Consider the following 25714-nt stretch of genomic DNA (forward strand, 5'->3'; position numbering starts at 1 on the left):
GCCCTTCGACGGGCTCAGGGAACGGCTGAGCCGGCGGGCTCCGTGACGAAGTCAATCAGCTCCTCGACCCGGCCGAGCAGCGCCGGCTCGAGATCGCGGTACGTGTGCACCTTGCTCAGGATGTGCTGCCAGGCCCGTCCCGTGTCGCCCTGCGTGTCATGCGGCCATCCGAATGCACGGCAGATGCCGGTCTTCCAATCCGTGCCTCGGGGGATCTCAGGCCACCGCGAGATGCCAAGGGTCTTCGGCGTGACGCACTGCCACACGTCGATGAACGGATGCCCGACGATCTTGAGGTGCAGCCCGTGCGGCCCGCGCAGGATGGCGTCGGCGATGCGTGTCTCCTTGGAGCCTGGTACGAGGTGGTCCACCAGCACGCCGTAGCGGCGGTCCGCGCTCGGCGGCTCCTCGGCGAGCAGGTCTTCGAGCTTGTCGATGCCCTCGAGGAACTCGACCGCGACGCCCTCGACTCGCAGGTCGGCGCCCCATACCTTCTCGACGAGCTCGGCGTCGTGCTTGCCCTCGACGAGGATGCGACTGGGCAGCGCGACACGTGCACGCTGGTCGGCGACGGCGAAGGAGCCGGATGCTGTGCGCTTCAGCGCCTGCTTCGAAGGAGCAGTCGGTGTCAGTCGCACAGGCTGTCCATCGATCAGGAACCCGCCTCCGAGCGGGAACAGCCGCTTGCGGCCCACGCGATCCTCCAGCTCGACATGCCCGGACTGCACGCGCGTCACCGCACCGCAGAATCCGTCGTCCGCGACCTCGACCACCAGGTCGCGCGCGGCGGCGACGTCCGGGATCTGCTTCGCTCCGCGGTTTCGCCATCCGTCTGCGAGCACATCCGAGCCGTACCTGTCGTCCATGCCATCCAGCGTATGTGCCGCCGCGTTCCTTCCCGGCGGCGACACAGACTCTTTCCATAGAGTCGCTATCGTCGGTCGCCGGTAGTGAATAGACTCGATGCGCACAGGGGCTCTGAGCCGCCTCGGAGGGAGCACAATGCGGACTCGTATGACGGTCATGCTGGGGTTGATCGTGGCGATGTTCGCTTCGGGTTGGGTCGGATCGGCCGCGGTTGCAACACCTCCGGTGACGCTGAGCTCCGACTTCGTCACCGATGAGGCGGGTGTTCTCAGTTCCGGCGAGTTGGATGCCGCCAACGCGCGACTCGGTGAGCTGGCATCAGCGAACGGTGGCGACCTGTACGTCGTGTTCGTCGACGAGTTCACCGACCCGGTCGACAGTGTGGACTGGACCGATCAGGTGGCCGCAGACAACGGACTCGGTCCTGACCAGTATCTGATCGCCGTTGCTCTCGACTCCGGGCAGTACGCGATCTTCGCGGATGCGAGTGGCCCATTGAGCGACAGCCAGATCGACGCGGTCGTGCAGGCCATGGAGAACGGCCTGCGCGCGCGCGACTGGGACGGCGCAGTCATCGCTGCCGCAGATGCCTTCCCCGGTCAGGCCGGTCAGCCCGGCGATGCCGGCGGCTTCGTCGGGATCCTCATCGCACTCGTCGTGGTTGCGGTGGTGGTGATCGTGATCGTGATGATCGTGCGGTCGCGCAAGAAGAAGAAGGATGCTGCGCGACCGACGGTCCCCGATCCGAACGACCCGTACGCCGTCGTGAGCGACGACGACCTCGAGAAGCAGGCCGGCAGCGCGCTCGTGCAGGCCGATGACGCCATCACCTCGAGCCGTCAGGAGGTCGGCTTCGCCGTCGCCCAGTACGGCGAGGACTCGACTGCGGCGTTCACGCAGGTCGTCGAAGCCGCACAGGCGAAGATCGCAGAGGCCTTCGCCCTCAAGCAGCAGATCGACGACGAGGTGCCGGACACCGCGGAGCAGCGCCGCGCCTGGCACATCCAGATCATCCAGCTGTGCGATGCGGCCGACGACCTGCTCGATGAGAACATCGAGGCCTTCGAAGAACTGCGAAAGCTCGAAGCAGAAGCACCGCAGGCCCTCGAGCGGCTCACGGCGCGGCGCGCGGCGGCTCAGCAGCTGCTCACCGCTGCACCGGCCGCTCTCGCCGCGCTGTCTCAGAACTACGACGCGGCGGCGCTCTCGACCGTCGCGGAGAACCCGGCGCAGGCGCAGCAGCGGCTCTCGCTCGCCGATTCCGAGATGGCAGCAGCCTCTCAGCTCATCGCGGCCGGCAATAGCGGCGAAGCCGCCTTCGCGATCCGCACCGCAGAGGCCGCCGTCCAGCAGAGCGAAGAACTCACCGCCGCAGTCACGAGCCTCGGCGCGAATCTGTCGGCAGTGGAGGAGCAGGCGCGCGCGCTCATCGCCGATCTCGAAGCCGATCTCGCCGCAGCCGCAGCGATGCCCGACTCCGAAGCGCAACTCGCCCCGCTCATCGCCCGTACCCGGGCGAACATCGACAGCGCGCAGGAGAGCCTGCAGGCCTCCCGACGCAACCCGCAGCAGGTGCTCGAGACACTCGACTCGGCGAACACGCAGATCGATGCGGCGCTCGGACAGGCCCGCGAGGCATCCGCGGTCGCACAGCGCACGCAGCGGATGCTGCAGCAGAGGCTGACACAGGCGCAAGCACAGATCTCCGCGGCAACCGACTTCATCACGACCCGCCGCGGCGCGATCGGCGCAACGGCACGCACCCGACTTGCGGAGGCGAACGCCGCATACTCCGAGGCTGTGGCGACGCAGGCGACAGATCCGGCCCTCGCCACCGAACGCGCCACCCGTGCTGCGAACCTCGCCGGCGAAGCCATCTCCTACGCGCAGAGCGAGGTCTCCTCGTTCAACAACGGCGGCTGGGGCGGAAGCAACGGCGGCTGGGGCGGAAGCAGCGGTGGCAGCGGTCTCGGCGGCGACATCCTCGGCGGCATCCTCGGCGGCCTGCTCAGCGGCGGCGGCGGTTCCGGCCGCAGCAGCGGGGGCGGATGGAGCGGCGGGAGCAGTTGGCGCTCCAGCGGCAGCAGCCGCAGCAGCCGTCCGTCCAGCTTCGGCGGCGGGTCCCGCAGTGGCGGCCGCTCCAGAGGGGGGCGCTTCTAACATCTCTCCCCTGTTCTCACGACGTAACCGACCTCAAAAGACTCCGTCTCAACCGAAAGGAAACACCATGACCAAGCAGTCCATCTTCGGTCGCATCTCCACCCTGATGAAGGCCAACATCAACGCCATGATCGATTCTGCGGAAGACCCGCAGAAGATGATCGACCAGCTCGTCCGCGACTACACCAACAACGTCGCAGACGCCGAGGCGGCGATCGCCGAGACGATCGGCAACCTGCGCCTCCTGGAGCGCGATCACGAGGAAGACGTCCAGTCCGCGACGAACTGGGGCAACAAGGCCATCGCAGCGAGCCGCAAGGCCGACGAACTCCGCAACAGCGGCGAGACGTCTGACGCCGACAAGTTCGACAGCCTCGCGAAGATCGCCCTTCAGCGTCAGATCAGCGCGGAACGCGAAGCGACCGGCGCAGAGCCGACCATCGCATCGCAGACCGAGATCGTCGACAAGCTCAAGAGCGGCCTGAACGGCATGAAGGACAAGCTCGGCGAGCTCAAGAACAAGCGCAGCGAGCTGCTCGCCCGCGCCAAGGTCGCCGAAGCGCAGACCAAGGTGCAGGACGCGGTCTCGTCGATCAACGTGCTCGACCCGACCAGCGAGCTCGGTCGTTTCGAAGACAAGGTCCGCCGCCAGGAGGCGCTCGCCCAAGGCAAGGTCGAGCTCGCGGCATCGAGCCTGGACGCGCAGTTCGAGAGCCTCGACGACCTCGGTGAGCTCACCGAGGTCGAGGCCAGGCTCGCCGAGCTCAAGTCCGGCGCGTCGCAGTCGCAGATCGAGTCCTGAGACTCCTGATGCCCCGGGCCGCTGTGCCCGGGGCATCCCCCATTCACCCTGGAGGTCCTCGTGGCCAGATTTCTCGTGGCACCGCAGTGGCAGGGCTCCCCTGCCCCTCGCGCGATGCTGCTCGTCGACGGTGCATCCGCCATCGCCGGGGACCTTCCGCGCAAGGCCAGCACCGTGCTCGACGTTCCGCTCGAAGCCGGTGATTCGCTGGGCACCCGCGTGCATCGGTTGAGTTCGCTTCAGCGCGTCCGCGAGCTGATCGCGCAGGAGATCGCTGCGGAGACGGTTCTCATCGGCGGGGACTGCAGCGTGACTGTCGCCGCTCTCGACGCGATCGACCGCGAAGACATCGCTGTGGTCTGGTGCGATGCGCACCCCGATCTGCACACGCCGGAAACCTCGCCCTCGGGTGCCTTCTCCGGCATGGCGCTGCGCGCGGTGCTCGGCGAAGGAGAGCCTCAACTCGCGCTCTCCCCCGGCGTTGCGCGCGATCGCGTCATCACCGTGGGTGCTCGCGTCGTGGACGATGAAGAAGAGGAACCGCTCGCCGGCCTCACCCAGCTGTCCGTCGACGACCTCGACGACGTGGATGCCCTGGCCGAAGCCGTCGCCGCGACGGGCGCGAGCCGCGTCTGGGTGCACATCGACGTGGACGTGCTCGACCCGTCCGAACTCGCGGGAGTGTCCTCGGCCGCGCCCTTCGGTGTCAGCACGAGCGCACTCAGCGCGGCCATCCGTGCACTCCGCACGCGGATTCCTCTCGCGGGCGCGACGATCGCCGGCTTCGCCCCGCGGTCCGCCGACGACGCGGTGGAAGACCTGGGCGCGATCCTTCGTCTCGTGGGTGCCGTCGCATGAGTGCTCCCCTGTGATCGAGGACTGGCGCACGACCGCGGATGCGGTTCTCGCGCGGGGACGTCGCTTCGACCGCCGCATCCCGGCGTTCCTGTTGCGCTCGCCGATCAGCCGCCTCGGCTATGCCTGGGGAACAGCGGTCGGCTGGACCTGGGGATCGATCTGGAGCACGGGACCGGTCGAGAGAAGGAGCGGACTCTGGGTCTTCCAGGGCATGCCGAAGTGGACGTTCAACCGTGGTGGCGTCTGCGTCGGAGGGTGCTTCCTGACAGGAGACACCAGGGCGAGCGATGCCGTCCTGCGCCATGAGGCCGTGCACAAGGCGCAGTGGCTGCGCTATGGCTTCCTGATGCCTGTGCTCTATCTGTTCGCGGGCCGTGATCCGATGCGCAACCGTTTCGAGATCGAAGCGGGACTGGAAGACGGCAATTACGTGCGGCGCCCTTCGGCAGGCTCAGGGACCGGTCGCAGCCCCCAAACCGTCTAGCGGTCGAGCGGAAGCAGACCGAAGCGCTCTGGGGCGTGGATCGTGGATGCCGGGATGCTGAGCGCACCCGTGAGGTGCTCGATGATGTCGGCCGTGCCGAGGTAGCCACCGAGCAGGGTCACGTGCGTCGGGTTCTCGCCATCGCACAGCATCTCATCGGCCCAGGCGCACGTTGCGCGCGCGATCGCTGCGCCTGGCGCGCAGGAGCGCCCGGATCCGGCTGCACCCGAGCGTGATGAGCGGGCGAGCCAGGTCACGGTCATGCGGGCCGGTGCCTCGATGACGCCGATGTCATCGACGTTCGGAACTTCGATGAAGATGCGCCCCGATGCGCACAGGGGAAGTGTCACGAGGAATGCCTCGAGTTCAGCCAGCGAGTTCTCGTCGGCCGTCACCAGGTAGTGCGCACGCATGCGCGCTGCGCGGCGCTGAGCTCGGCCGGTGCGGACATCGATGGAGGTCGTCATGATCTCCCCATTGTAACACCGATGAAGGGTTGCCTTACCTACACGCCTCTGTCTACGACCAGCGCACGCCGCAGGTCGCCGAGTTCGGCATCCGTCATCCCGTTCGCCGCGAGGTACCCGGCCGCCGAACCCCAGCGCGCGTCGACCTGTTCGAGGACTCGCCGCATCACTTCTGCGGGGGACAGAGTGGCCAAGGCGACCGCATGCTTCGCCTCCGGATGCTGCACCTCCAGGAACGCGACGATCCTGCGGTTGCGCTCGGGCGGCAGCATCGATGCGGTGAGCGCGTAGTCGCCGATGATCGACTCACGATCCGCGCCCACTGCCGCGAGGGCGAGCGCGACGGTGACACCCGTGCGATCCTTGCCCACCGTGCAGTGCACGAGCGTCGGTTCTCCGCGAGCGATGACACGAATGGCATCCGTCAGCCGCTCACCGCTCTCCTCGAGCAGTTGCCGGTACATCTCGTCAAGGCTCATGTCGTCCTCGAAGAACGAGGCGACCGAGCCGAGGAAGAGGGGAAGGTGAGTCGTCGCGATCGACGTCGTCGCAGACGGCGCGCTTGCGACCTCCTGGTCGTCACGCAGATCGACGATGTGCGAGATGCGCTGCTCGAGCTCCGCGACGCCTGCAGGTGTGGCAGCGACGAGGTTCCCCGACCTCAGCAGCCGCCCCTCGCGTATCCGCCCGCCCTCAGCCTGTATGCCTCCCACGTCGCGGACGTTGAAGACACCTTCGACATGGATGACCGTCACGCCGTCGCCGTAGCCGCGCGGGGCGGAACCGGATAACGGCCTGCGATGACGATGCGGTTGAACGCGTTGATCGAGACGCACGCCCAGCTCAGTGCGGCGTACTCCTTCTCGGTGAACACGCTGCCGACCCGGTCGTACACATCGTCGGCGATCCCGCCATCGTGGATGAAGGTGAATGCCTCGGCGAGTTCGAGGGCCGCGCGCTCGCGATCCGAGAACACACCGCTCTCACGCCAGGTCGGGATCTGCAGGAGCGTATCGGCATCGACGCCTGCAGTCGCCGCCCGATCGAAGTGGATCCGGGTGCAGTACGCGCAACCGTTCAGTTGCGAGCAATGGATCATGACAATCTCTTTGAGACGGTCGTCGATGCCATTCGCGGAACAGATCTCGCCCACTGTGCGAGAGAATGCATCGAGAGCCTGATAGGCGGTCGGTTCCGTCTTCGACAAGTGCACTCGTGTCTCGCTCATACCTCAATGATACGGGCGCCCGCCCACCCTCTCCGAGAGGCAGGAAATGCATCCTGCAGACTACAAGTGCATGAGGTTTGGCATACTGGTCGCTTGGGGGCGGCACTGAGTTGGCATATCGCTTCTGCATTTTCCCACGAGCATGGACTGGGGGCAGAATATGGTCGTGGCCACAGAGACAAGTGAGTTCAGCTATCTTCCCCAGCAGGCGCAGGTACTGAACGTGCCCGTACCCCCTGTCGAACGTGTGACCGTTCGTCTCGCCGACGGACGAGAGCTCAGCGCCCTTCGCTTCGGCGATGAACCGCCCGTGGTCACACTTCTGCACGGAGCAGGACTCAACGCGCACACCTGGGACACGACGGCACTGCTGCTGCAGCAGCCGGCACTGGTCATCGATCTCGCCGGACACGGCGATTCCAGTTGGCGCGATGACCTCGACTACTCCGCTCGCACCCTCGCGGCGGACGTCATCGTCGCGCTCGAGAAGTGGACGGTCGAACCGCAGATCCTCGTTGGTCAGTCCCTCGGCGGGCTGACGGCAGCGGCCGTGGCATCCGCTCGCCCCGATCTGGTGCGCGAGCTGATCACCGTCGACATCACGCCGGGGATCGACTCCTCAGGCGGCCCGGCCGCCCTGCGTGAGTTCTACGCGGGGCCGACGGACTTCGCCTCCCGCGACGATCTGGTCGACCGTGCCATGTCGTTCGGCCTCGGCGGCTCGCGCGCCGATACCGAACGCGGCGTCTTCTTCAACTCACGCATCCGTGCCGACGGGCGCGTCGAGTGGAAGCATCACTTCGCCCATCTCGCGGCCCAGGTGTTCGCTCCGGCCGAATCTCCGGCTGACTCTCCCGCGGGCGTCGGTGCGACAGCGCCGATCCTGCGCACCACCGGCTGGGACGATCTCGCCGGTACGCAGGCGCCGATCACGCTCGTACGAGCGACCTCGGGCTTCGTCAGCGAGGCCGACGGCGACGAACTGCTCCGACGCGTCCCGACCGCCCGCGTGGTCGCCATGGACGCTTCGCACAACGTGCAGGAGACCGCTCCTCGTGAGCTCGCCGATCTGATCCGCGCTGCCGCGCACTCCCCCGCCTGAGGAATGTGTCGCCGCATTCCGCTGTTCCCACTCCACTGACCGCCCCGCTCTACGCTCTACTGCACCGGCACACAGCACCTGCCGCACCGAGAGGATCCACAACTTCATGTTCCGACGAAACAGACGCCTCGCCGTCCTGTCCGCGCTCGCCGCCACCGCCGTCATCCTGAGCGCCTGCGCAGGTTCGCCGGAACCGGTGAAGACCTCGACAGGTGAGCCCGATCTGGACGCCACCCTCACAGTGGGGCTCGTCCTCGAGCCGACCAACCTCGACATCCGTCACACCAGCGGTGCCGCGATCGAGCAGATCCTCATCGACAACATCTACGAAGGACTCGTCACCCGCAGCCAGGACAACGAGATCGAGCCGCGTCTCGCCTCGGAGTACGAGGTCTCGGATGACGGCCTGACATACACGTTCACGCTGAACCCGGAGGTGACGTTCCACAGCGGCACCGCGCTCACGTCGGCCGATGTCGTCGCATCCTACGAGGCTGTGCGCACCGACGCGACGCTGCAGGGCAACGCCGAATTCGCGAACGTGGCCTCCATCACGGCACCAGACGCGACGACGGTCGTGATCACCCTCACCGAGCCGAATCAGAACTTCCTGTTCACCCTCACCGGACCCGCCGGGCTCGTCTTCCAGTCCGGAGACGCGACCGACCTGCAGACCGCGGAGAACGGTACCGGCCCGTTCACTCTGGAGAACTGGAGCAAGGGCAGCACCATCACCTTCGCCCGCTCCGACGCGTACTGGGGCGAGCCCGCCAAGGTCGCCGAGGTCGTCTTCGAGTACATCCCCGACTTCACCGCCGGGGTGAACGCAGCGCTCGATGGAAGCCTCGACGTGCTGACCGCGGTCGACCCGAACCTCGCACCGCAGCTTGAGGACTCCGGCGACTTCACCCTCACGACCGGGCGCACCACCGACAAGGCGGTGCTCGCGTTCAACAATGCCAAGGCTCCGCTCGATGACGCGCGTGTACGCGAGGCGCTGCGGCTCGCGATCGACCACGAGGGACTCGTCGAGGCGGTCGGCGCCGGAGCGACGCTCTACGGCCCCATCCCCGAACTCGACCCCGGTTACGAGGATCTCTCCGATGTCGCCCCGTACGACCCCGACCGCGCGAAAGAGCTGCTCGCGGAGGCGGGTCAGGAGAACCTCGACCTCACCTTGACGATCCCGTCGTTCTACGGCACCACCGTGCCGCAGGTGCTCGTCTCGGACTTCGCCAAGGTCGGAGTCACTCTCGAGGTGGACGCGGTGGAGTTCCCGACGTGGCTCGAGGACGTCTACACGAACAAGGACTACGAGCTCAGCTTCGTGCTGCACGTCGAGCCGCGCGACTTCGGCAACTTCGCCGACCCGGACTACTACTTCAACTACGACAACCCCGAGGTGCAGTCGCTGTACGCCGACGCGCTCGCCGAGGTCGACGAGGATGCTTCGGCGAAGCTGCTCGCCGAGGCTGCACGTCTGGTCTCCGAGGATCACGCCGCCGACTGGCTCTACAACGGCGCCACCATCACCGCGGTATCCCCGGTCGTCACCGGGTTCCCGCAGGACTCGATCAACTCGCGCATCAACCTCGCGGGTGTCGCCAAAGCCGCCGAGTAGCCACGGCGTGATCCGCTACACGTTCACACGAGGAGTCCTGCTCATCGCAGGGCTCCTCGTGTCGAGCGTGCTCATCTTCCTCACGCTGCGCGTCTTCCCCGGCGACGTCGCCCAGCTCATCGCCGGCACCCAGGCATCACCGGCCACTGTCGAGGCGTTGCGGGAATCGCTCGGATTCAACCGTCCTCTGCTGGTGCAGTACAGCGAGTGGATCGGCGGAGTGCTCACCGGCGACCTCGGCACCTCTCAGCTCAGCGGCGCATCCGTCGGAGCGGAGCTCGCCGAGAAGGCGCAGGTGACCGTTCCGCTCGGGCTGATGGCGCTGGTGATCGCACTGCTGATCGCCGTGCCGTTCGGGATCCTCTCCGCGCTGTGGCGCGGCCGCGCCTCCGGCACGGCGCTCAGCGTCACCGCGCAGGCGCTGGCTGCGGTGCCGGTGATCTGGGCCGGCATGATGCTGATCGTCGTGTTCGCGGTGTGGCTCGGCGCTCTCCCCGCCCAGGGTTTCCCCCGCGGCGGATGGGAGCAGCCCTGGCAGGCCTTCCGGGCACTGATACTGCCCGCGCTCACGATCGGAATCGTCGAGGGCGCCATGCTGTTGCGCTTCGTCCGCAGCGCCACCCTGCAGGCTCGTGGGCAGGACTTCGTCCGCACCGCCGCAGCCAAGGGACTGACCCGCAACAGGGCGCTCGTTCAGCACGGCATCCCTGCGGTCGGACTCTCCATCGTGACCGTGCTCGGTCTGCAGGTGGCGGGCATCATCGTCGGCTCGGTCGTCATCGAGCAGCTGTTCACGCTGCCTGGCATCGGACGCATGCTGGTCGCCGACGTCGGCACGCGCGACCTGATCAAGGTGCAGAGCGAACTGCTCGTGCTCACCGGTCTCGTACTGGTGATCGGCTTCATCGTCGATCTCATCCACCATTTCGTCGATCCGCGCCAGCGAGAGGCCGCCTGATGCCCCGCTGGCTGCGAGACCTGTGGAGGAGCACCACCGGACGCTTCGGTCTGATCACCGTGATCGTCATCGCACTCGTCGCCCTGATCTCGGTCTTCTGGACCCCCTTCAACCCGTTCGACGCCGACGTGCGCGACCGCTGGGCTGCGCCGAGCTGGCCGCATCTGCTCGGCACGGACAACACCGGGCGCGACATCCTCAGCCTCGTCATGGCGGGGACCCGCACGACCGTCTTCGTCAGCATCGGCGCGGGGATCGTCGCAACGATCGTCGGAATAGCCCTCGCCTCGCTCGGAGCGCTCACCGCCAGGTGGGTGCGCGAGACCGTCGCTGTGCTCGTCGACATCCTGATCGCGTTCCCGGTGCTGATCATCGCCATGATGATCTCCTCGGTCTGGGGCGGGTCGCTGTGGGTCGTGATCTGGGCGGTCGGCATCGGCTTCGGCGTCAACATCGCCCGTGTCACCCGACCAGAGCTGCGTCGCGTGCAGCAGAGCGACTTCGTGCTCGCCGGCCGGGCGGCGGGGCTCACCCCCGCGCAGAACCTGGTGCGTCACCTGCTGCCGAACGTCGCGCCGGTCTTCATCGTGCAGTTGTCGTGGTCGATGGCGGTGGCGGTCCTCGCCGAAGCCGGGCTGTCGTACCTCGGCTTCGGGGCGTCGGTGGTCGAACCGTCGTGGGGCATCCTGCTGTCGGATCTGCAACGGTACATCAGCATCCATCCGCTGTCCGTGATCTGGCCGGGCCTCGCCATCACGATCACGGTGCTCGCGCTCAACCTGCTCGGCGACGCACTGCGTGAGGCGACCGATCCGACACTTCGCCATCGCAGTGCCGAGCTGCACACACCGGCGGTGGTCGCATGAGTCTCTCCGTCAAGGACCTCGTCGTCGAGATCGACGGGCGCCGCGTCATCGACGGCATCTCCTTCGACGTGCCGGACGGCGCGCGCCTGGGGCTGATCGGCGAGTCCGGCTCCGGCAAGTCGCTCACGGCACTCGCGATCCTCGGGCTGCTGCCCGACGGCGCGACGGCGACCGGCAGCATCCGCTGGGATGACGCCGAGCTGATCGGCATGCCGGATCGTGAGCTCGCGCGCTTCCGCGGCGATGACATCGGCATCGTCTTCCAGGAGCCGCGGACCGCCCTCAACCCCATCCGCACCGTCGGGCGTCAGATCGCGGAATCCGTGCGCATCCACACCGGAGCCGGGAAGCGCGAGGCCCGAGCGCGCGCCGTCGAGGAGGCGGCACGCGTGCGCCTGCCCGACCCGGAGTCGATCGTGCAGAAGTACCCGCACCAGCTCTCCGGCGGTCAGCGGCAACGCGTCGCTATCGCAATGGCCCTCGCCTGCCGGCCGCGGCTGCTGATCGCCGATGAGCCCACGACCGCTCTGGACGTGACGATCCAGGCCGAGATCCTGAAGCTGCTGCTCTCGCTCGTGGAGGAGCAGGGCATGTCGTTGATGTTCATCACGCACGACCTCGCCGTCCTGGCCCAGGTCGCGACGCATGGCGTGGTACTCGAGGATGGACGCGTCATCGAGTCGGCGCCGGTCTCGACCCTGCTCACGGCACCCTCGTCACCGATCACCCAGGGGCTGCTGCGCGATGCCACCGCGACGCTGTGGCGACCGGAAGGCGGTGAACGATGAGCCTGATCTCCACACGCGGCCTCTCGCGTGACTTCCCCGTCGCGAAGAGGACGATCCTCGAACGCGCCGGCACGCAGACCGCACTGCATCCGACCGATATCGACATCGAGGCCGGCGAGGCGATCGGCATCATCGGCGAATCCGGCTCTGGCAAGTCCACGCTGGTGCGCCTGCTGCTGGCGCTGGATCGGCCGACGTCCGGCACCGTGTCGATCGATGGAAGGGCGGTGGATGCCACGGCCTCCGCCCGCTCGCTGCACTGGCTCCGTCGCCAGAGCGGGCTCGTGTTCCAGGACCCGTATGCCTCGCTCGACCCGCGGATGAATGCAGGGCAGATCATCGCCGAGCCGCTGTGGGCCCTCGGCATCGAAGGCGATCATCGGGCACGCGTGCGCGAGGTGCTCGCGCAGGTGGGCCTGGAGCCCGACATGGCCGAGCGCTATCCGCATGAGTTCTCCGGCGGCCAGCGCCAACGCGTCGCCCTGGCACGAGCCATCGCACATCGACCGCGCATCCTCGTGGGCGACGAACCGCTCTCCGCCCTCGACGTCACCGTGCGCGCGCAGATCCTCGAACTGCTCGACGGTCTGCTGCAGACCGAGGATCTCACTCTCATCCTGGTCTCGCACGACATCGGCGTGGTGCAGAACCTGTGCGACACCGTCGCCGTGATGAAGGACGGCCGCATCGTCGAGCGCGGTGCGACCCAGGACGTGCTCCTGCATCCGCAGCAGGACTACACCAAGCGTCTGCTGGCCGCGATTCCCGTCATCCCCGAAACAGGCGGCGACGAGACTTCGGTGTGAGCGACTTCTGCAGATAGACCGTTCCCAGCGAGCGGCCGAACTTGAAGCCGACCCGCCCCATGCGTCCGACCTCGACGAAGCCGAACCTGTTGTGCAGCCTGATCGACGGCTCGGCGCCGCTGTCGCTGATCACCGCCACGATCTCGCGCAGTCCGATCTCCTCGCATGCGGTGATGAGCGACTGCAGCAGTGCGGACCCGAGGCCCTTGCCTCCTGCGCCGGGTCCGAGGTAGATCGAATCCTCCACCGTGTAACGATATGCGGACTTGCTCGCCCACGGCTGCACGAGCGCGTACCCGATCACCTGGTTCGATGGCGTCACGGCGACGAGGAACGGCAGTTTGAGCTTCGTCAGCATCGCGAACTTCTCGCGCCAGTAGCGGTGCGTGCTGCGCTTCTCGTCGAACGTCACGACGGAGTTGGCCACGTAGTGGTTGTAGATCTCTCGGACGTCGGGAAGATCGCGCTGCAGTGCGGGTCGGATCGTGAACGAGAACGTGCCCTGATCGGGCTCCGGCTCGCGCAGATGACGCGGCAGTCTTCGACGTCGGTCTCCCGGTTCGAACTGCATGCGCTCAGCTTATAGTTCGTGGTCGACGCGCCAGTCCACCGCGCTCGCGCCCTGCTGCTCGAGCAACGCATTCGCACGCGAGAAGGGCCGGGATCCGAAGAACCCGCGATGCGCGGACAACGGCGACGGGTGCGCAGAGGCGATCACCGGCGTATCTCCGAGCATCGGCTGCAGGTTCGCGGCATCCCTCCCCCACAGGATCGCGACGAGCGGTTGATCGCGAGCGGCGAGCGTGCGGATGGCGAGTTCGGTGACCTGCTCCCAGCCCCAGCGGCGATGGGATGCCGGTGCACCGGGCGCGACCGTCAGCACCCTGTTCAGCAGCAGCACGCCCTGGTCACTCCACGTCGTCAGATCGCCGTGCGATGCCGGCGGGATGCCGAGATCGCTCTGCAGTTCGGCGTAGATGTTGTTCAGGCTCCGCGGGAGCGGGCGCACGTGGCGCTCCACTGCGAACGACAGGCCGATGGGATGCCCGGGCGTCGGGTAAGGGTCCTGACCGGTGATCAGCACCCGCACATCAGCGAGCGGTCGCTGGAACGCGCGGAGCACGTGGTCGCCGGCGGGCAGGTAGCCCCGCACCTCCGCCTGCTCGAGCCGCAGACGTTCGCCGAGTGCGCTGATGACATCCGCGACGGGCGCGAGAGCCTCCGCCCAGTCCCAGTCGATCAGCCCTTCATCCGCGAGCTGCGCAAGAGAGCGGCCCGGCATGCGGGCTCAGCCTTCACCGCCGCGGACCCGCAACGGTCCCCGCGCCAGCAGATGCTGTGCCGATTGGGCGACGGGACGCATCGTGATGAGGTCGAGATTGACATGGCCCGGCGCATCCAATGCGTAGCCGATGACGTCGGCGACATCGTGCGCGTTGAGCGGCTCCTCGACCCCGGCGTAGACCGCTTCGGCTGCGAGGCTGTCACCGCCGAGACGGTTCAGCGTGAACTCTTCGGTGTGCACCATGCCGGGCGCGACCTCGACGACGCGGATCGGCTCGCCGTTGAGCTCCTGCCGGAGAACCTTGACGAGCATCGACTCCGCGGCCTTGGCCGCGTTGTAGCCGCTGCCGCCGGGGTATGCGATCTGTGCCGCGGTCGACGTCACGAAGACCGCGTCCGCGTGCCCGTCGGATTCGGCGGCACGACGCAGCTGCGGGAGGATGCCGGCGACCAGACGCTGGGTGGCCAGCACGTTGACGTCGTACATCCACTGCCAATCGGCGATGCTCGCGTCCTCGACCCGCTCGGTGCCGCGCGCACCACCGGCGATCTGCACCAGCGCGTGCACCGGACCGGACTCCTCGAGTTCCGCGAGGAGCGAATCCACGGCATCCGCGTCCGTCAGGTCGCACGCGATGGCCGATGCGCCGACCTCGTCGACGAGGGTCTGCAGACGCTCAGCGCGTCTCGCCACGCCGACGACCTCCCACCCGCGCGCACGGAGGTTTCGAACCGTCGCCTCCCCGATCCCCGTACTCGCACCTGTCACCACTGCACGCCGTGTCACCATGCCTCCACCGTACGACGTTTCGCCTCATCTCATCGCCTTCTCACTGCGGTTTCGGCGTGCCGGCATGTTACGTAACATTTCCCCTTCGTTGTTGACACCGCGGTCCTTACGTACGCTCTCATCAACGGCATCCGCCGCACCGACCTCAATCCGTTCCAGGGGGAACACATGTCCGCACCTGAGACCTGGCGTTTCGAGACCAAGCAGATCCACTCGGGCGCCGCGCCCGACCCTGTCACGAAGGCCCGTGCCACGCCGATCTACCAGACGACGTCGTACGTCTTCGACAGCGCCGACCATGCTGCGAACCTCTTCGCGCTGGCCGAGTTCGGCAACATCTACACCCGCATCCAGAACCCGACGCAGGACGTTCTCGAGCAGCGGCTCGCGGCGCTCGAGGGGGGCACCGGCGCCCTCGTCCTCGCCAGCGGCCAGGCGGCATCGACGTTCGCCGTGCTGAACATCGCGCAGGCCGGCGACCACTTCGTCGCATCCAGCTCGATCTACGGCGGCACCTACAACCTCTTCAAGTACACCCTGGCCAAGCTGGGCATCGACGTCACGTTCGTCGAGAACCAGGATGACGCCGAGGAATGGCGCCGCGCTGTCCGCCCGAACACGAAGCTGCTGTTCGCCGAGACGATCGGCAACCCGCGGATCAACGTGCTCGACATCCGCACCGTCGCCGACATCGCTCACGAGAACGGCGTGCCGCTCATCGTCGACAACACGATCGCGACCCCGTTCCTGCTGCGTCCGTTCGAGCACGGCGCCGACATCGTCGTCCACTCGGTCACCAAGTTCCTCGGCGGCCACGGCACCACCATCGGTGGCGCGATCATCGACGGCGGAACCTTCGAGTGGTCCAAGAACGTCGACAAGTTCCCCGGCCTCACCGAGCCGGACCCCTCGTACCACGGCGCCAGCTACACCACTGCGGTGGGCGACCCGCTCGCGTACATCATCAAGGCCCGAGTGCAGCTGCTGCGCGACCTCGGCTCGGCGATCTCCCCGCAGAGCGCCTGGAACCTCATTCAGGGCATCGAGACGCTCTCGCTGCGTATCGAGCGCCACGTGCAGAACGCGCAGGAAGTCGCCGAGTGGCTCGACGGCCGCGATGACATCGCGTCGGTCAACTACTCGGGTCTGCCCACCTCTCCCTGGTACGCCAAGGCCAACGAGTACCTGCCCAAGGGCGTCGGCGCCGTGTTGTCGTTCGAGCTGAAGGGCGGCGTGGAGGCCGGTCGCGAATTCGTGAACAGCCTCTCGCTGTTCAGCCACCTCGCGAACATCGGCGATGTGCGCTCGCTCGTCATCCACCCGGCATCCACCACGCATTCGCAGCTGACTCCTGAGCAGCAGCTCACCTCCGGCGTCACGCCGGGTCTGGTGCGGCTGTCGGTGGGCCTGGAGAACATCGACGACCTCAAGGCCGACCTCGAGCAGGCGCTCGACGCGGCTCGCCGCGTCTCGGAGGCCGCTCGCGCCTAGCGCTGCTTCCGGGCGTTCAAAGGAGGAAAGTGTCGGTCATCTCGCGGCAAATTCATATGGTGGGAGCAACGCTCTGATGAAGGAGCGTTTCATGGTCAAGTTGTTTCCGCCTGGTACTCGTACTGCGTTCGTTGATTTGGTGTGCGCTGGCGCGACGACGGTGAGTGCTGCGGCGAGTGTCGGCGCGGGGACTGCGTCGGCATCGCGGTGGTGGGCCCAGTCTGGGGGCATGACGATCGATAGAGGCGCGACGGGTGGTCTTGCTGATCCGGTGCCGGACGTGATGCCGATCAGTGAGCGGATGCTGACAGCGCACGAGCGAGGGATGATTCAGATGGGCCGACGTGCGGGCATGAGTTATGCCCGCATCGGGGCGGAAATCGGTCGGGATAAGTCCGTGATCTGGCGGGAGGTGAAGCGCAATACGAGCCCGGACGGGGTGTATTACGCGTCTGTCGCGCACACGAGAGCGCACCAGGCCAGGCGGCGTCCGAAGCCGTTCGCGCTGATCGAGAACGAGGCGCTGTGCCGGTTGATCGAGGTGTGGATGGATGAGGGGTGGAGCCCGGCGCTGATCTCAGCAATGTTGGAGTTCTACTTCCCGGATGATCGGACTATGCAGGTGAGTCACGAGACGATCTACCAGGCCCTCTACGTCCAGACCCGCGGAAAGCTGCGGGCAGATCTGGCGCAGAAGCTCTCCCTGAAACGGAACAAGCGTGTTGCCCACACATCCGATCGGCGCAAGAACAGCCCCTACAAGGAAGCGTTCAAGATCAGTGACCGGCCGGCCGAGGTCGAGAACCGGGCTGTTCCGGGACATTGGGAAGGAGACCTCATCATCGGGTGTGATGGGACTGCGATCGGCACTCTCGTCGAGCGCGCGACGCGCTTCACGATCCTGCTCCACCTCCCCGGAGATCACACCGCCGATACCGTCGCTGCGGCGATGATCCGAGAGATGGGCGACCTGCCCGAGCATCTGCGCCGCTCGATCACCTGGGATCGCGGAACGGAACTGGCCGAGTACGCCCAGATCCAGACCGCGTTGGACACGACGCTCTACTTCTGCGACCCGCACTCGCCCTGGCAACGCGGGACCAACGAGAACACCAACCGGCTGCTGCGGTTCTGGTTCGAGAAGGGCTCAGACCTCTCCGCCCATACCCCCGAAGACCTCCGCCGAGTCGCTGCGACACTGAACCGTCGCCCCCGCCCGACCCTTGAGCTTCAGACCCCAGCCAACCGACTCAACGAGCTACTACTCGCCGCGTGAACCCCGGCGTTGCTCCCACCACTTGACATTGCCCGCAAATTGACCGGCACTTTCCTCCTTTCACGCGTTCGAACGCGTAGCGATGGCGCGGCGAAGGTGCGTGAGCAGCGATGCACCGGCGTTCCTCAGATCGTCCTCGGTCAGACGGATCACGATCCATCCGAGCGCCTCCAGTTCACGCTGACGCTGGATGTCGCGCCGCCACTGTCCCTTGTCCGTCCGATGACCGTCTCCCTCGTACTCGATCGCGATCTTCAGTCTCGGATAGGCCAGATCCACCCGGGCGATGAAGCGGCCGCGGTCGAAAACACCGCACTGGACCTCCGGCTCCGGGAGCCCCGCCGCGACGATCAGAAGTCTCGTCTCGGTCTCCTTCGGCGACTCCACTCGCTCTCGTGCGAGAGGCAGAGCCTCCCGAACAGTCGCACACCCTGGGAATCGCCCCCAATGCGCGAGTCGATCGAAGATCAGCTGGCGCGTGGTCATCGGACGCCGCGGTCCGAGGTCCGGGTAGTCGGATGCCGTCGTGATGAGCGCGTCGATGACCGTAACGGCTTGTGCGGTCGTCAGTTCGTGAGCGCAAGTGAAGAACGCGGCGACCGGATCCACAACCGGAACGCCCTTCAGGATCGTCGTCTCCGCGCGGTCCTCGGCGAGGCGGCGTCCCTTCACCCCGCCGGTTCTCGGAGGTGCCGTGTCCGGCGGAACCATCACCTCCAAAGGTTCCTTCATCGTCCAGATCTCTGGATGCGGTAAGCCCCAGAGCCGCATCCCGGTACGTCCGCCGTAGCGGTGCCCATGCTTCATACGGCGGTGACAGCAGGCGACGAACTCCGTAAACGTCTTCGGAGCCTCCACCGCCCGCACGCCGTGGAACGGGCGATGGAGATCAGGAGAATTCCTCCGGGAGCGCCCCACTCCAGAAGCCTCGGCCTCGCGGATGGTGAAGGTCTCCCCCAGCGTTCGTGGCATTCGGGCTCGTGGTCGCATCGACACATCCTGAGGCAGCCGTGCCGGCCGCGGCGCCCGCGATCACGGGAACCGTGGATAAGCCACAGCTCCATCCCACTGTGCAGGGCGAGTCCCGTCTCATACAAAGGAGGAAAGTGTCGGTCATCCCGTGATTTGACGAGCACTTTCCTCCTTTCATCTCCTGCGGTAGCCGGCGCGCGTAACCTGCGCCGACGGCGCACGGATCCACGCGAGAATGGGTGCATGGACTGGCAGAGCACCTCCGAGGACACCGTGCCATCGGCGCGCGTGACGGAGGCGGATACCCGGCTGCTGCGCGCACGTCCACCCGTCACCGGCGCGTGGCGCGACGGCGACCCGGCCGGACACCGCAAGTTCGCGGCATCCGGACCCTTCCAGACCGAAAGCGGCGTGGAGCTTCCCAGCATCCGCATCGCCTACGAGACCTGGGGCGAGCTCAACGCGGCGCGTGACAACGCGATCCTCGTGCTGCACGCCCTCACCGGTGACAGCCACCTGCGTGGCGAAGCCGGCGCCGGCCATCCGACCGCCGGGTGGTGGCAGGAGATCGTCGGTCCAGGTGCCGCTATCGACACCGATCGTTGGTTCGTGATCGCACCGAACATGCTCGGCGGCTGCCAGGGCACCACGGGTCCCGCCAGCGTCGCCCCGGACGGATACGAGTGGGCCTCCCGCTTCCCGTACCTCACCGTGCGCGACCAGGTCGCGGCGCACGTGCGCCTCGCGGATGCCATCGGCATCGATCGCTGGGCGGGCGTCATCGGCGGATCGATGGGCGGGATGCACGCGCTGGAGTGGGCCGTCACGCACCCCGAACGCGTCGAGCGCCTCGCGGTGCTCTCCTCTCCCCCGGTCAACACCGCAGATCAGATCGCGCTGAACTCGGTGCAGCTCGAGGCGATCCGGATCGACCCTCGATTCCAGGGCGGCGAGTACTACGACCTCAGCGACGGAGAAGGCCCGCACCGTGGCCTCGCGCTTGCGCGTCGCATGGCTCTGCTCAATTACCGCAGCCCGATCGAGCTCAACCAGCGGTTCCAGCGCTCCTGGCAGTCCGACGTCTCACCGCTCGGCCATGGCGGACGCTTCGCCGTCGAGTCATACCTCGACTTCCACGGCAACAAGTTCACCCGTCGCTTCGATGCGAACAGCTACCTGACGCTCGTGGAGGCCATGAATTCGCACGACGTCGGCCGCGACCGCGGCGGGGTCGAAGAGGCGCTGCGCGCCGTCACCGCGAAGACGCTCGTGCTCGGAATCGACACCGACCGGCTGTTCCCCGTCGACGGCCAGCATCGCATCGCACGCAGCATCCCGAACACTCTCGACGGTCACGAGGCGGTCGTGCTGACCAGCGACTTCGGGCACGATGGCTTCCTCATCGAGACCGAAGCCGTCGGTGCGCACCTGCGGAGACTGCTCGACGCCTGAGAGATGGGCATGAGTCAGTCGCGCAGGTAGTTCCAGGGCAGCGCAGCCGTCTCCAGTCGGTGGCGTCCTTCGCCGCCCTCCGGATGCTCGGCGTCACCGCCCCACACGAACACCCCACCCGCGATGATGTACGTCGCGTACAACTCAGGAACGGATGCCGCGGCAAGAGCGCTCGCGACGCTCGATGCCTGCGTGAGCGCCTGCAACGTCACCCACGTCGGCGGGAACAGCCTCAGTTGCCCTGCCGCATGAAGTTCGAGCGCCTCCGCCGGCGTCGACCACCGCGCGTCGATCACCTCATCAGCGGCTAAGACCAGCTCACCGGGCGGGGCGGATGCGAGGAAGAACCACGTTCGCACGCGCTTGGGTGCCTCGACAGGCGGAACCCAGCAGGAGAGCGTGACGAGGTCCGCCGGCCGGACGCCTACCTCCTCCTCGCATTCACGCACGGCCGCGAGTGCGGCGATCCCCCGCTCGTCCGAGTCATCGACGCGATCGGCTTCCTCCACGACACCGCCCGGGAAGACCCACCCTCCGGCGAACGACCCGCGATCGGGGCGACGGATCAGCAGCGTCTCGACCCCGCCGGATCGCCGGTCGCGCAGCAGCACGACGGTTCCGCCGACGGGCATGATCGTGTCCATGCCCTCACCCTACGCGGGCGGCGGTGAAGGGCTCAGGCTACGACCGCGACGCGCTCGACCCGGAGGGCGACGGTCGTGATCGCCAGCCCGATCAGGGCCAGCACCGCACCGACCCACGCGGGTGCGGTGAAGCCCCAGCCGACGGCGATCACGACACCGCCGAGGAATGCACCGAGGCTGTTGCCGATGTTGAGCGCAGAGTGGTTCAACGCGGCCGCGATGGACTGGTTGTCTCCGGCGACGTCCATCAGCCTGGTCTGGATGGCTGGGCTCAGGGCCGACGAGACCAACCCGACCGCGAACGCCAGCGCAGCGAGCAGCACGATCTGGAAGGACAGCAGCGCCAGCATCCCGAGCACGACCGCAAGGCCGGCCATTCCGAGGAGCAGGGTCAGCCGAAGGTCGCGGTCTGCCAGGTACCCGCCCAGCAGATTGCCGACCGTCATCCCGAGCCCGACGATCACGAGCACGATCGGCACCGCCCACTCGGGAGAGCCTGCGACCTCGGTGACGAGCGGGGCGACGTAACTGTACACCGCGAAGAATCCGCCGAAGCCGATCGCGCCGATACCGAGCGTGAGCCAGACCTGACCGACACGGAACACGCCGAGTTCCGACCGCAGGGTGCGGCCCGCATCCCCCGGATGCTTCGGCACGAACTTCGCGATGCAGACGGTGGCCAGAGCGAACACCACGGTGACCACCATGAATGCGCTACGCCACCCCCACTGCTGCCCGAGATAGGTGCCCAGCGGCACGCCGACCACGTTCGCGATGGTGAGGCCGGTGAGGATGAACGCGACGCCCTTGGCGCGCTTGCCCGGTCCGAGCACATCGGCCGCGACGAGCGCGCCGATGCCGAAGTACGCGCCGTGCGGGAGCCCGGCGAGCAGCCGTGAGGCGCCGACGAGTCCGAAGCTCGGCAGCACGACAGTGAGCGCGTTGAACACGGTCAATGCCAGCGCGAGCCCGATCATGACGCGGTGCCGTGGGAATCGAGCGACCAGGCCGGCGATCGTGGGCGCACCGATCACGACGCCGAGCGCGTAGAGCGAGATGAGCACGCCGGACTGTGCGATGGCGCCCTCGCGACTGGTCTGCCAGAGGTCGGGCAGCAGATCCTGTGCGATCTGCGGCAACAGGCCCATCATGACGAACTCGGTCATGCCGATTCCGAATGAGCCGATGGCGAGGGAGAGGAGCGCCCACTTCGCCGCACCCCTCGAATTCTTCGAGGGATTCACCTGTCCATGCTACTGGTCGGCAGACTCCTCGATCGCAGCCTCGAGTCGATCGATCTTCGCGTCGAGCTCACCGCTGTAGCCGGGGCGGATGTCGGCCTTCAGCACCAGCGAGACGCGGGAGCCGAACGGCATCACCGCTTCGGTGGCGCGCTTGACGACATCCATGACGGTGTCCCAGTCCGGGCCCTCGATCTCGGTGAACATGCTGGTCGTGCGGTGCGGCAGCCCGGATTCGCGGACGACCTTGACCGCGGCGGCGACCGCGTCGTGCACGAAGCCGTCGGTGTTCCCTGAGCCGCCTGGGGCGACGGAGAAGGCGATGAGCATGGGGTTTCCTCTCGTTGAACGGTCAGATTCGGGTTCGGGAACGGGAGGTGCGACGCGCGGTCGGCACCCTCACCAACGCGCGCACCCCGACGACGAGCAGGGCGATCAGCAGCAGATTGCGTGCGGTGAGCAGTAGCACGGGTACAAGCTCCGCGCGCAGAAGCCCGTCGTACGTCAACGGGTAGATCAGGCACGTCAGCGCGCACAGTACAAGCACCACGCCCGCCGGCAGTGCGGACCTCGTGCGGTCGAAGATGATCCAGAGGATCACCGGGGCGATCAGCCAGGTCTGGAACTGCGGCGAGCCGACCTTGTTCGTCACGATGAGCACGGCGACGAGCGTGAGAGCGAGCGGCGGGAAGAGCCGCGGAAACGACGCTCCGCGTGTCGCCTTGACCGCTCCGATCACGAACACGGCCGCGACGGTCACCGCCATGATGGGCGTCAGCAGAACGGCAAGGACATCCACGCCTGGCGCCCCGACCTGGAACGTGAGGATCTCGAAGCTGTAGTCGACGGATGCTGCGCCGAAATGCGCCAGCCACATGAACGGCGTCGCTGCGACGGATTCGATCTGCACCCCACGCCCGGTCTGCTGCGTGAGGAACCCGAGAAGATGCTGGTCTGCACCGAGCAGGAAGAGCAGAAGCACGATCGCCGCGCATGCGCCGACGGCTGCCAGGAGGATCCGGATGCGCCCCCGCGCGGCGACCATCGCGGCCAGCACGAGCGCGCCTGGCCAGATCTTGATCCATGCCGCGACCGTGAGCAGCGCCGTCGCGACGACAGGGCGCTTGATCAGCCAGAGCCCGCCGATCACCGCGAGCGCCACCGTCACGGCGTCGATCCGGTAGATGCCGATCGGTCCGAGCAGCAGCAGCGCCGCGGTCCAGAACCATCCGGCCGAACGCCGCGAGGCTGTACCGCTGCGCCCGACGAGTACGCCGAAGGCGACAGCATCCACTGCCGTCACCAGCACCGCCCAGCCGATCAGATATGCGCCCGAGGTGCCGACGAACCCGACCAGCGGCCACGCCAGCAGCTTCGCGAGCAGCATGGGCAGCAGCGCCAGCTGCGGGTACACCCACGACTCCGTGATCCCCACGATCGCACCGCCTGACACCGCCGCGGTCGACCATGGCTCGTAGACGAGCACCACATCGCCCATCGGCTGGGTCGGATACACCCACCCCAGCCACGCGACCAGCACATGGACGGCGAGGAATGCGGCCCACAGGAGCGTCGTACGCGGCCTCACGACAGCAGGTCTTCGATGGCTGCCGGTAGCGCTTCGGCGACATCGAGCGCGACGATCGGATGGCCGTGAGCGCCCGTGGCCGATCCGGACGCGAGCGTTGCGGCGTGCCCGTGCAGCCATGCCGCCGCTGCCGCGGCCTCTGCCACCGAGGCGTCCGGCGCGGCCGCGAGGAGTGCGCCGATCACACCGGCGAGCACGTCACCGGCGCCGGCCGTCGCCAGCCAGGCGGGCGCGCACGCGACCGAGAGCACGCGGGCGCCGTCGGATGCCGCGACCAGGGTCGTCGACCCCTTCAGCAGGACAGTACGACCGAGGACGTGCGCTGTCTCGGCGACATCGACGACGCGATCACCGGTGCCATCCGGCGGCAGGTTCAGCAGTTCCCGCAGCCGCGCGAACTCACCGGCGTGCGGGGTGACGACGAGAGGCGCCGAGGCCGTCAGCGCGAGATCGAGCGCTCCTGCATCGACCACGACCGGGGCTGGACCGTTCAGGATGTCGCGCAGTGCCCGCTCCTCGTCCGGTGAACGGTCGCCGGCATCCGTGCCGGAGCCGATGACCCAGGCACCCACACGGGTACGTCCGATGTCTGCTGCGGCGACCGTCTCGGGACGACGGGCGATCACGGCATCGGCAGCGCGCCCCTCGCCGACGAAGCGGACGTACCCGGCACCCGCGCGCCAGGCCGCTTCCACACCCAGCACGGCTGCACCCGGATACGCGTTCGAACCGGTGCGCAGCGCGACGACACCGCGCGAGTACTTGTCATCGCCCTGACCAGGAATCCGCAGCAGACGCGCGGCGTCGGCGCTGGACCATTCGCGGACGTCGACCATGCTTCCACGCTAGCGCGCCTCGTGCTCGCCAGCGGCACTACGGTCGAAGAGTGAGTCACCTCTTCTCCCCTCTCAGCATCCGCTCCGCCACTTTCCCGAATCGCCTGTGGGTATCCCCCATGTGCATGTACAGCGCCGTCGACGGCGTCGTGCAGGAGTGGCACCACACGCACCTGACCCAGTTCGCCTCTGGAGGCGCCGGCCTCGTCGTCGCCGAGGCGACCAGCGTCGTCCCCGAGGGGCGCATCTCGCCGCGTGACACCGGCATCTGGAACGATGAGCAGCGCGACGCCTGGGCGCCGATCGTCGATGCGATCCACCACCGCGGTGGGCTCGCCGGCATCCAGCTCGCACACGCCGGACGCAAGGCGTCGACCTGGTGGCCGTGGGCCGAGCAGCGCGGGTCGGTGTCCGCAGCAGAGGGCGGCTGGACGAGCACGGCTCCGTCCGCAGTGGCGTTCGAAGGATTCGCGACGCCGGCCGCGCTGGACGGCGACGGCATCGAGCGGGTCGTCGACGGATTCCGTACCGCGGCGCGGCGTGCGCTGGATGCCGGGTTCGACGTCCTCGAGGTGCACGGCGCCCACGGCTACCTGCTGCACCAATTCCTCTCGCCGCTGTCGAACCAGCGCACGGACGAGTACGGCGGTTCGCTCGACAATCGCGCACGACTGCTGTTGCGCGTCGTGGATGCGGTGCGCGAGGCCGCGGGCGACGCGGTGCCGCTGTTCGTGCGGATATCCGCCACCGACCACGCCGAGGGCGGCTTCACTGCGGACGAAGCGGCAGTGGCCGCCGGCTGGGCGATCGAGCACGGGGCCGACCTCATCGACGTCTCCAGCGGCGGACTCGTCGCGCATCAGCGGATCGACGTGCACCCTGGCTACCAGGTGCCGCTGGCCGAGACTGTCCGCCAGGGCGGGCGGATCCCGGTCTCGGCCGTCGGACTCATCACCGCGGCGGAGCAGGCGGAGCGCGTACTCGCCGACGGCGCGGCCGACGCCATCTTCGCCGGTCGGGAATGGCTGCGCGACCCGCACTTCGGTCTGCGGGCCGCGCACGAGCTCGACGACACGGTCACATGGCAGCCGCAGTACCTGCGGGCGCGCTGGCGCTGAGCGCTCGGCGCGGGT

27 protein-coding genes are annotated in these 25714 nt (G+C 67.5%); 14 read left to right on the forward strand and 13 right to left on the reverse strand.

What is annotated here, in order from left to right:
- Positions 1-14: 14 nt before the first annotated feature.
- Entirely contained in the window at positions 15-866 is an 852-nt protein-coding gene (locus JF52_RS0100985; RefSeq protein ID WP_033104679.1) for a DUF3097 domain-containing protein, read from the reverse strand.
- A 148-nt stretch (positions 867-1014) separates the two neighbouring features.
- On the opposite strand from JF52_RS0100985, the gene JF52_RS0100990 reads away from it, so the two are divergent.
- From JF52_RS0100990 to JF52_RS0101005, 4 genes are all read left to right on the forward strand, one after another.
- Complete coding sequence (locus JF52_RS0100990) at positions 1015-3027, forward strand: TPM domain-containing protein (RefSeq protein ID WP_052166656.1); 2013 nt, start codon at positions 1015-1017, stop codon at positions 3025-3027.
- Positions 3028-3094: 67 nt separating this feature from the next.
- Positions 3095-3829, forward strand: coding sequence for a PspA/IM30 family protein (locus tag JF52_RS0100995; RefSeq protein ID WP_033104681.1), 735 nt, complete (start codon positions 3095-3097; stop codon positions 3827-3829).
- Between the two features lie 60 nt (positions 3830-3889).
- On the forward strand, positions 3890-4687 hold the full coding sequence (locus JF52_RS0101000) for an arginase family protein (protein WP_033104682.1): 798 nt from the start codon (positions 3890-3892) through the stop codon (positions 4685-4687).
- Positions 4688-4697: 10 nt separating this feature from the next.
- Positions 4698-5171 (forward strand): hypothetical protein, encoded by a 474-nt coding sequence (locus JF52_RS0101005; protein WP_052166657.1) that lies wholly within the window; start codon positions 4698-4700, stop codon positions 5169-5171.
- Here JF52_RS0101005 and JF52_RS0101010 read toward each other — a convergent pair.
- The 3 genes from JF52_RS0101010 to JF52_RS0101020 are packed head-to-tail and all read right to left on the reverse strand — an operon-like array spanning position 5168 to position 6866.
- Positions 5168-5638: an SIP domain-containing protein gene (locus tag JF52_RS0101010; protein ID WP_033104683.1), complete on the reverse strand. Its 471-nt coding sequence runs from the start codon at positions 5636-5638 to the stop codon at positions 5168-5170. The genes JF52_RS0101005 and JF52_RS0101010 overlap by 4 nt on opposite strands.
- A 38-nt stretch (positions 5639-5676) precedes the next feature.
- Entirely contained in the window at positions 5677-6393 is a 717-nt protein-coding gene (locus tag JF52_RS0101015; RefSeq protein ID WP_033104684.1) for a tyrosine-protein phosphatase, read from the reverse strand.
- Positions 6390-6866, reverse strand: a complete 477-nt coding sequence (locus tag JF52_RS0101020; protein ID WP_033104685.1) for a carboxymuconolactone decarboxylase family protein — start codon at positions 6864-6866, stop codon at positions 6390-6392. The genes JF52_RS0101015 and JF52_RS0101020 overlap by 4 nt, the downstream gene beginning before the upstream one ends.
- A 160-nt stretch (positions 6867-7026) precedes the next feature.
- Here JF52_RS0101020 and JF52_RS0101025 point away from each other — a divergent pair, with 160 nt between their 5' ends.
- The 6 genes from JF52_RS0101025 to JF52_RS0101050 all read left to right on the forward strand — a co-directional run bounded on the left by JF52_RS0101025 (position 7027) and on the right by JF52_RS0101050 (position 13007).
- Positions 7027-7968, forward strand: coding sequence for an alpha/beta fold hydrolase (locus JF52_RS0101025; RefSeq protein WP_033104686.1), 942 nt, complete (start codon positions 7027-7029; stop codon positions 7966-7968).
- Positions 7969-8074: 106 nt separating this feature from the next.
- Positions 8075-9589, forward strand: a complete 1515-nt coding sequence (locus JF52_RS0101030) for an ABC transporter substrate-binding protein (protein ID WP_033104687.1) — start codon at positions 8075-8077, stop codon at positions 9587-9589.
- A gap of 7 nt (positions 9590-9596) precedes the next feature.
- Positions 9597-10547 carry an ABC transporter permease gene (locus JF52_RS0101035; RefSeq protein ID WP_033104688.1) on the forward strand — a complete coding sequence of 317 codons (951 nt, stop codon included), beginning with the start codon at positions 9597-9599 and terminating at the stop codon, positions 10545-10547.
- A complete protein-coding gene (locus tag JF52_RS0101040; RefSeq protein ID WP_033104689.1) occupies positions 10547-11413 on the forward strand; it encodes an ABC transporter permease in 867 nt (288 codons plus the stop codon). The genes JF52_RS0101035 and JF52_RS0101040 overlap by 1 nt, the downstream gene beginning before the upstream one ends.
- Entirely contained in the window at positions 11410-12201 is a 792-nt protein-coding gene (locus JF52_RS0101045; protein WP_033104690.1) for an ABC transporter ATP-binding protein, read from the forward strand. Before JF52_RS0101040 ends, JF52_RS0101045 begins: the two co-directional genes overlap by 4 nt.
- A complete protein-coding gene (locus JF52_RS0101050; protein WP_084595448.1) occupies positions 12198-13007 on the forward strand; it encodes an ABC transporter ATP-binding protein in 810 nt (269 codons plus the stop codon). The genes JF52_RS0101045 and JF52_RS0101050 overlap by 4 nt, the downstream gene beginning before the upstream one ends.
- On the opposite strand, the gene JF52_RS0101055 is transcribed toward JF52_RS0101050, so the two are convergent.
- From JF52_RS0101055 to JF52_RS0101065, 3 genes are read right to left on the reverse strand one after another with little or no spacing between them, the layout of a single operon-like run.
- Entirely contained in the window at positions 12970-13578 is a 609-nt protein-coding gene (locus tag JF52_RS0101055) for a GNAT family N-acetyltransferase (RefSeq protein WP_033104691.1), read from the reverse strand. The two genes, JF52_RS0101050 and JF52_RS0101055, sit on opposite strands and share 38 nt — an antisense overlap.
- Before the next feature lie 9 nt (positions 13579-13587).
- Positions 13588-14289 (reverse strand): uracil-DNA glycosylase, encoded by a 702-nt coding sequence (locus tag JF52_RS0101060; protein ID WP_033104692.1) that lies wholly within the window; start codon positions 14287-14289, stop codon positions 13588-13590.
- A 6-nt stretch (positions 14290-14295) separates the two neighbouring features.
- Positions 14296-15081, reverse strand: coding sequence for an SDR family oxidoreductase (locus tag JF52_RS0101065; protein WP_033104693.1), 786 nt, complete (start codon positions 15079-15081; stop codon positions 14296-14298).
- Between the two features lie 168 nt (positions 15082-15249).
- Between JF52_RS0101065 and JF52_RS0101070 the strand changes: the two genes are divergently transcribed.
- Positions 15250-16572: a bifunctional o-acetylhomoserine/o-acetylserine sulfhydrylase gene (locus tag JF52_RS0101070; protein ID WP_033104694.1), complete on the forward strand. Its 1323-nt coding sequence runs from the start codon at positions 15250-15252 to the stop codon at positions 16570-16572.
- Positions 16573-16663: 91 nt separating this feature from the next.
- Positions 16664-17848, forward strand: a complete 1185-nt coding sequence (locus JF52_RS0101075) for an IS30 family transposase (RefSeq protein WP_052166658.1) — start codon at positions 16664-16666, stop codon at positions 17846-17848.
- Between the two features lie 60 nt (positions 17849-17908).
- On the opposite strand, the gene JF52_RS16375 is transcribed toward JF52_RS0101075, so the two are convergent.
- Positions 17909-18520 carry an endonuclease domain-containing protein gene (locus tag JF52_RS16375; RefSeq protein ID WP_160175014.1) on the reverse strand — a complete coding sequence of 204 codons (612 nt, stop codon included), beginning with the start codon at positions 18518-18520 and terminating at the stop codon, positions 17909-17911.
- A gap of 543 nt (positions 18521-19063) precedes the next feature.
- On the opposite strand from JF52_RS16375, the gene metX reads away from it, so the two are divergent.
- Positions 19064-20272 carry a homoserine O-acetyltransferase MetX gene (metX, locus tag JF52_RS0101085; protein ID WP_033104695.1) on the forward strand — a complete coding sequence of 403 codons (1209 nt, stop codon included), beginning with the start codon at positions 19064-19066 and terminating at the stop codon, positions 20270-20272.
- 14 nt (positions 20273-20286) lie between these two features.
- Here metX and JF52_RS0101090 read toward each other — a convergent pair whose 3' ends face one another.
- Genes JF52_RS0101090 through JF52_RS0101110 form a run of 5 tightly spaced genes read right to left on the reverse strand, consistent with a single transcriptional unit; the run spans position 20287 to position 24581 of the window.
- Positions 20287-20916, reverse strand: a complete 630-nt coding sequence (locus JF52_RS0101090) for an NUDIX hydrolase (protein WP_033104696.1) — start codon at positions 20914-20916, stop codon at positions 20287-20289.
- A 32-nt stretch (positions 20917-20948) separates the two neighbouring features.
- Complete coding sequence (locus JF52_RS0101095; protein WP_033104697.1) at positions 20949-22160, reverse strand: MFS transporter; 1212 nt, start codon at positions 22158-22160, stop codon at positions 20949-20951.
- A 9-nt stretch (positions 22161-22169) separates the two neighbouring features.
- The gene (locus tag JF52_RS0101100) at positions 22170-22487 is read right to left on the reverse strand and encodes a thiamine-binding protein (RefSeq protein ID WP_033104698.1); all 318 of its coding nucleotides are present in this window, start codon (positions 22485-22487) and stop codon (positions 22170-22172) included.
- A gap of 22 nt (positions 22488-22509) precedes the next feature.
- Positions 22510-23745 carry a glycosyltransferase 87 family protein gene (locus JF52_RS0101105; protein WP_033104699.1) on the reverse strand — a complete coding sequence of 412 codons (1236 nt, stop codon included), beginning with the start codon at positions 23743-23745 and terminating at the stop codon, positions 22510-22512.
- Positions 23742-24581: an ADP-dependent NAD(P)H-hydrate dehydratase gene (locus JF52_RS0101110; protein WP_033104700.1), complete on the reverse strand. Its 840-nt coding sequence runs from the start codon at positions 24579-24581 to the stop codon at positions 23742-23744. Before JF52_RS0101110 ends, JF52_RS0101105 begins: the two co-directional genes overlap by 4 nt.
- Positions 24582-24631: 50 nt before the next feature.
- On the opposite strand from JF52_RS0101110, the gene JF52_RS0101115 reads away from it, so the two are divergent.
- A complete protein-coding gene (locus JF52_RS0101115; protein WP_033104701.1) occupies positions 24632-25699 on the forward strand; it encodes an NADH:flavin oxidoreductase/NADH oxidase in 1068 nt (355 codons plus the stop codon).
- The last annotated feature ends 15 nt before the right edge of the window (positions 25700-25714 follow it).

The organism is Microbacterium profundi (genome assembly GCF_000763375.1).
In the GTDB taxonomy this organism is placed as follows: Bacteria; Actinomycetota; Actinomycetes; order Actinomycetales; family Microbacteriaceae; genus Microbacterium; species Microbacterium profundi.

What these genes read in the sequence shown, in the direction of transcription:
- JF52_RS0101100 (WP_033104698.1), bottom strand. Translation starts at nt 22,487, where the DNA reads ATGCTCATCGCCTTCTCCGTCGCCCCAGGCGGCTCAGGGAACACCGAC.
- JF52_RS0101050 (WP_084595448.1), top strand. Translation starts at nt 12,198, where the DNA reads ATGAGCCTGATCTCCACACGCGGCCTCTCGCGTGACTTCCCCGTCGCG.
- JF52_RS0100990 (WP_052166656.1), top strand. Translation starts at nt 1,015, where the DNA reads ATGACGGTCATGCTGGGGTTGATCGTGGCGATGTTCGCTTCGGGTTGG.
- JF52_RS0100995 (WP_033104681.1), top strand. Translation starts at nt 3,095, where the DNA reads ATGACCAAGCAGTCCATCTTCGGTCGCATCTCCACCCTGATGAAGGCC.
- JF52_RS0101090 (WP_033104696.1), bottom strand. Translation starts at nt 20,916, where the DNA reads ATGGACACGATCATGCCCGTCGGCGGAACCGTCGTGCTGCTGCGCGAC.
- JF52_RS0101060 (WP_033104692.1), bottom strand. Translation starts at nt 14,289, where the DNA reads ATGCCGGGCCGCTCTCTTGCGCAGCTCGCGGATGAAGGGCTGATCGAC.
- JF52_RS0100985 (WP_033104679.1), bottom strand. Translation starts at nt 866, where the DNA reads ATGGACGACAGGTACGGCTCGGATGTGCTCGCAGACGGATGGCGAAAC.
- JF52_RS0101055 (WP_033104691.1), bottom strand. Translation starts at nt 13,578, where the DNA reads ATGCAGTTCGAACCGGGAGACCGACGTCGAAGACTGCCGCGTCATCTG.
- JF52_RS0101110 (WP_033104700.1), bottom strand. Translation starts at nt 24,581, where the DNA reads ATGGTCGACGTCCGCGAATGGTCCAGCGCCGACGCCGCGCGTCTGCTG.
- metX (WP_033104695.1), top strand. Translation starts at nt 19,064, where the DNA reads ATGGACTGGCAGAGCACCTCCGAGGACACCGTGCCATCGGCGCGCGTG.
- JF52_RS0101025 (WP_033104686.1), top strand. Translation starts at nt 7,027, where the DNA reads ATGGTCGTGGCCACAGAGACAAGTGAGTTCAGCTATCTTCCCCAGCAG.
- JF52_RS0101040 (WP_033104689.1), top strand. Translation starts at nt 10,547, where the DNA reads ATGCCCCGCTGGCTGCGAGACCTGTGGAGGAGCACCACCGGACGCTTC.
- JF52_RS0101010 (WP_033104683.1), bottom strand. Translation starts at nt 5,638, where the DNA reads ATGACGACCTCCATCGATGTCCGCACCGGCCGAGCTCAGCGCCGCGCA.
- JF52_RS0101070 (WP_033104694.1), top strand. Translation starts at nt 15,250, where the DNA reads ATGTCCGCACCTGAGACCTGGCGTTTCGAGACCAAGCAGATCCACTCG.
- JF52_RS0101045 (WP_033104690.1), top strand. Translation starts at nt 11,410, where the DNA reads ATGAGTCTCTCCGTCAAGGACCTCGTCGTCGAGATCGACGGGCGCCGC.
- JF52_RS0101065 (WP_033104693.1), bottom strand. Translation starts at nt 15,081, where the DNA reads ATGGTGACACGGCGTGCAGTGGTGACAGGTGCGAGTACGGGGATCGGG.
- JF52_RS0101075 (WP_052166658.1), top strand. Translation starts at nt 16,664, where the DNA reads ATGGTCAAGTTGTTTCCGCCTGGTACTCGTACTGCGTTCGTTGATTTG.
- JF52_RS0101030 (WP_033104687.1), top strand. Translation starts at nt 8,075, where the DNA reads ATGTTCCGACGAAACAGACGCCTCGCCGTCCTGTCCGCGCTCGCCGCC.
- JF52_RS0101020 (WP_033104685.1), bottom strand. Translation starts at nt 6,866, where the DNA reads ATGAGCGAGACACGAGTGCACTTGTCGAAGACGGAACCGACCGCCTAT.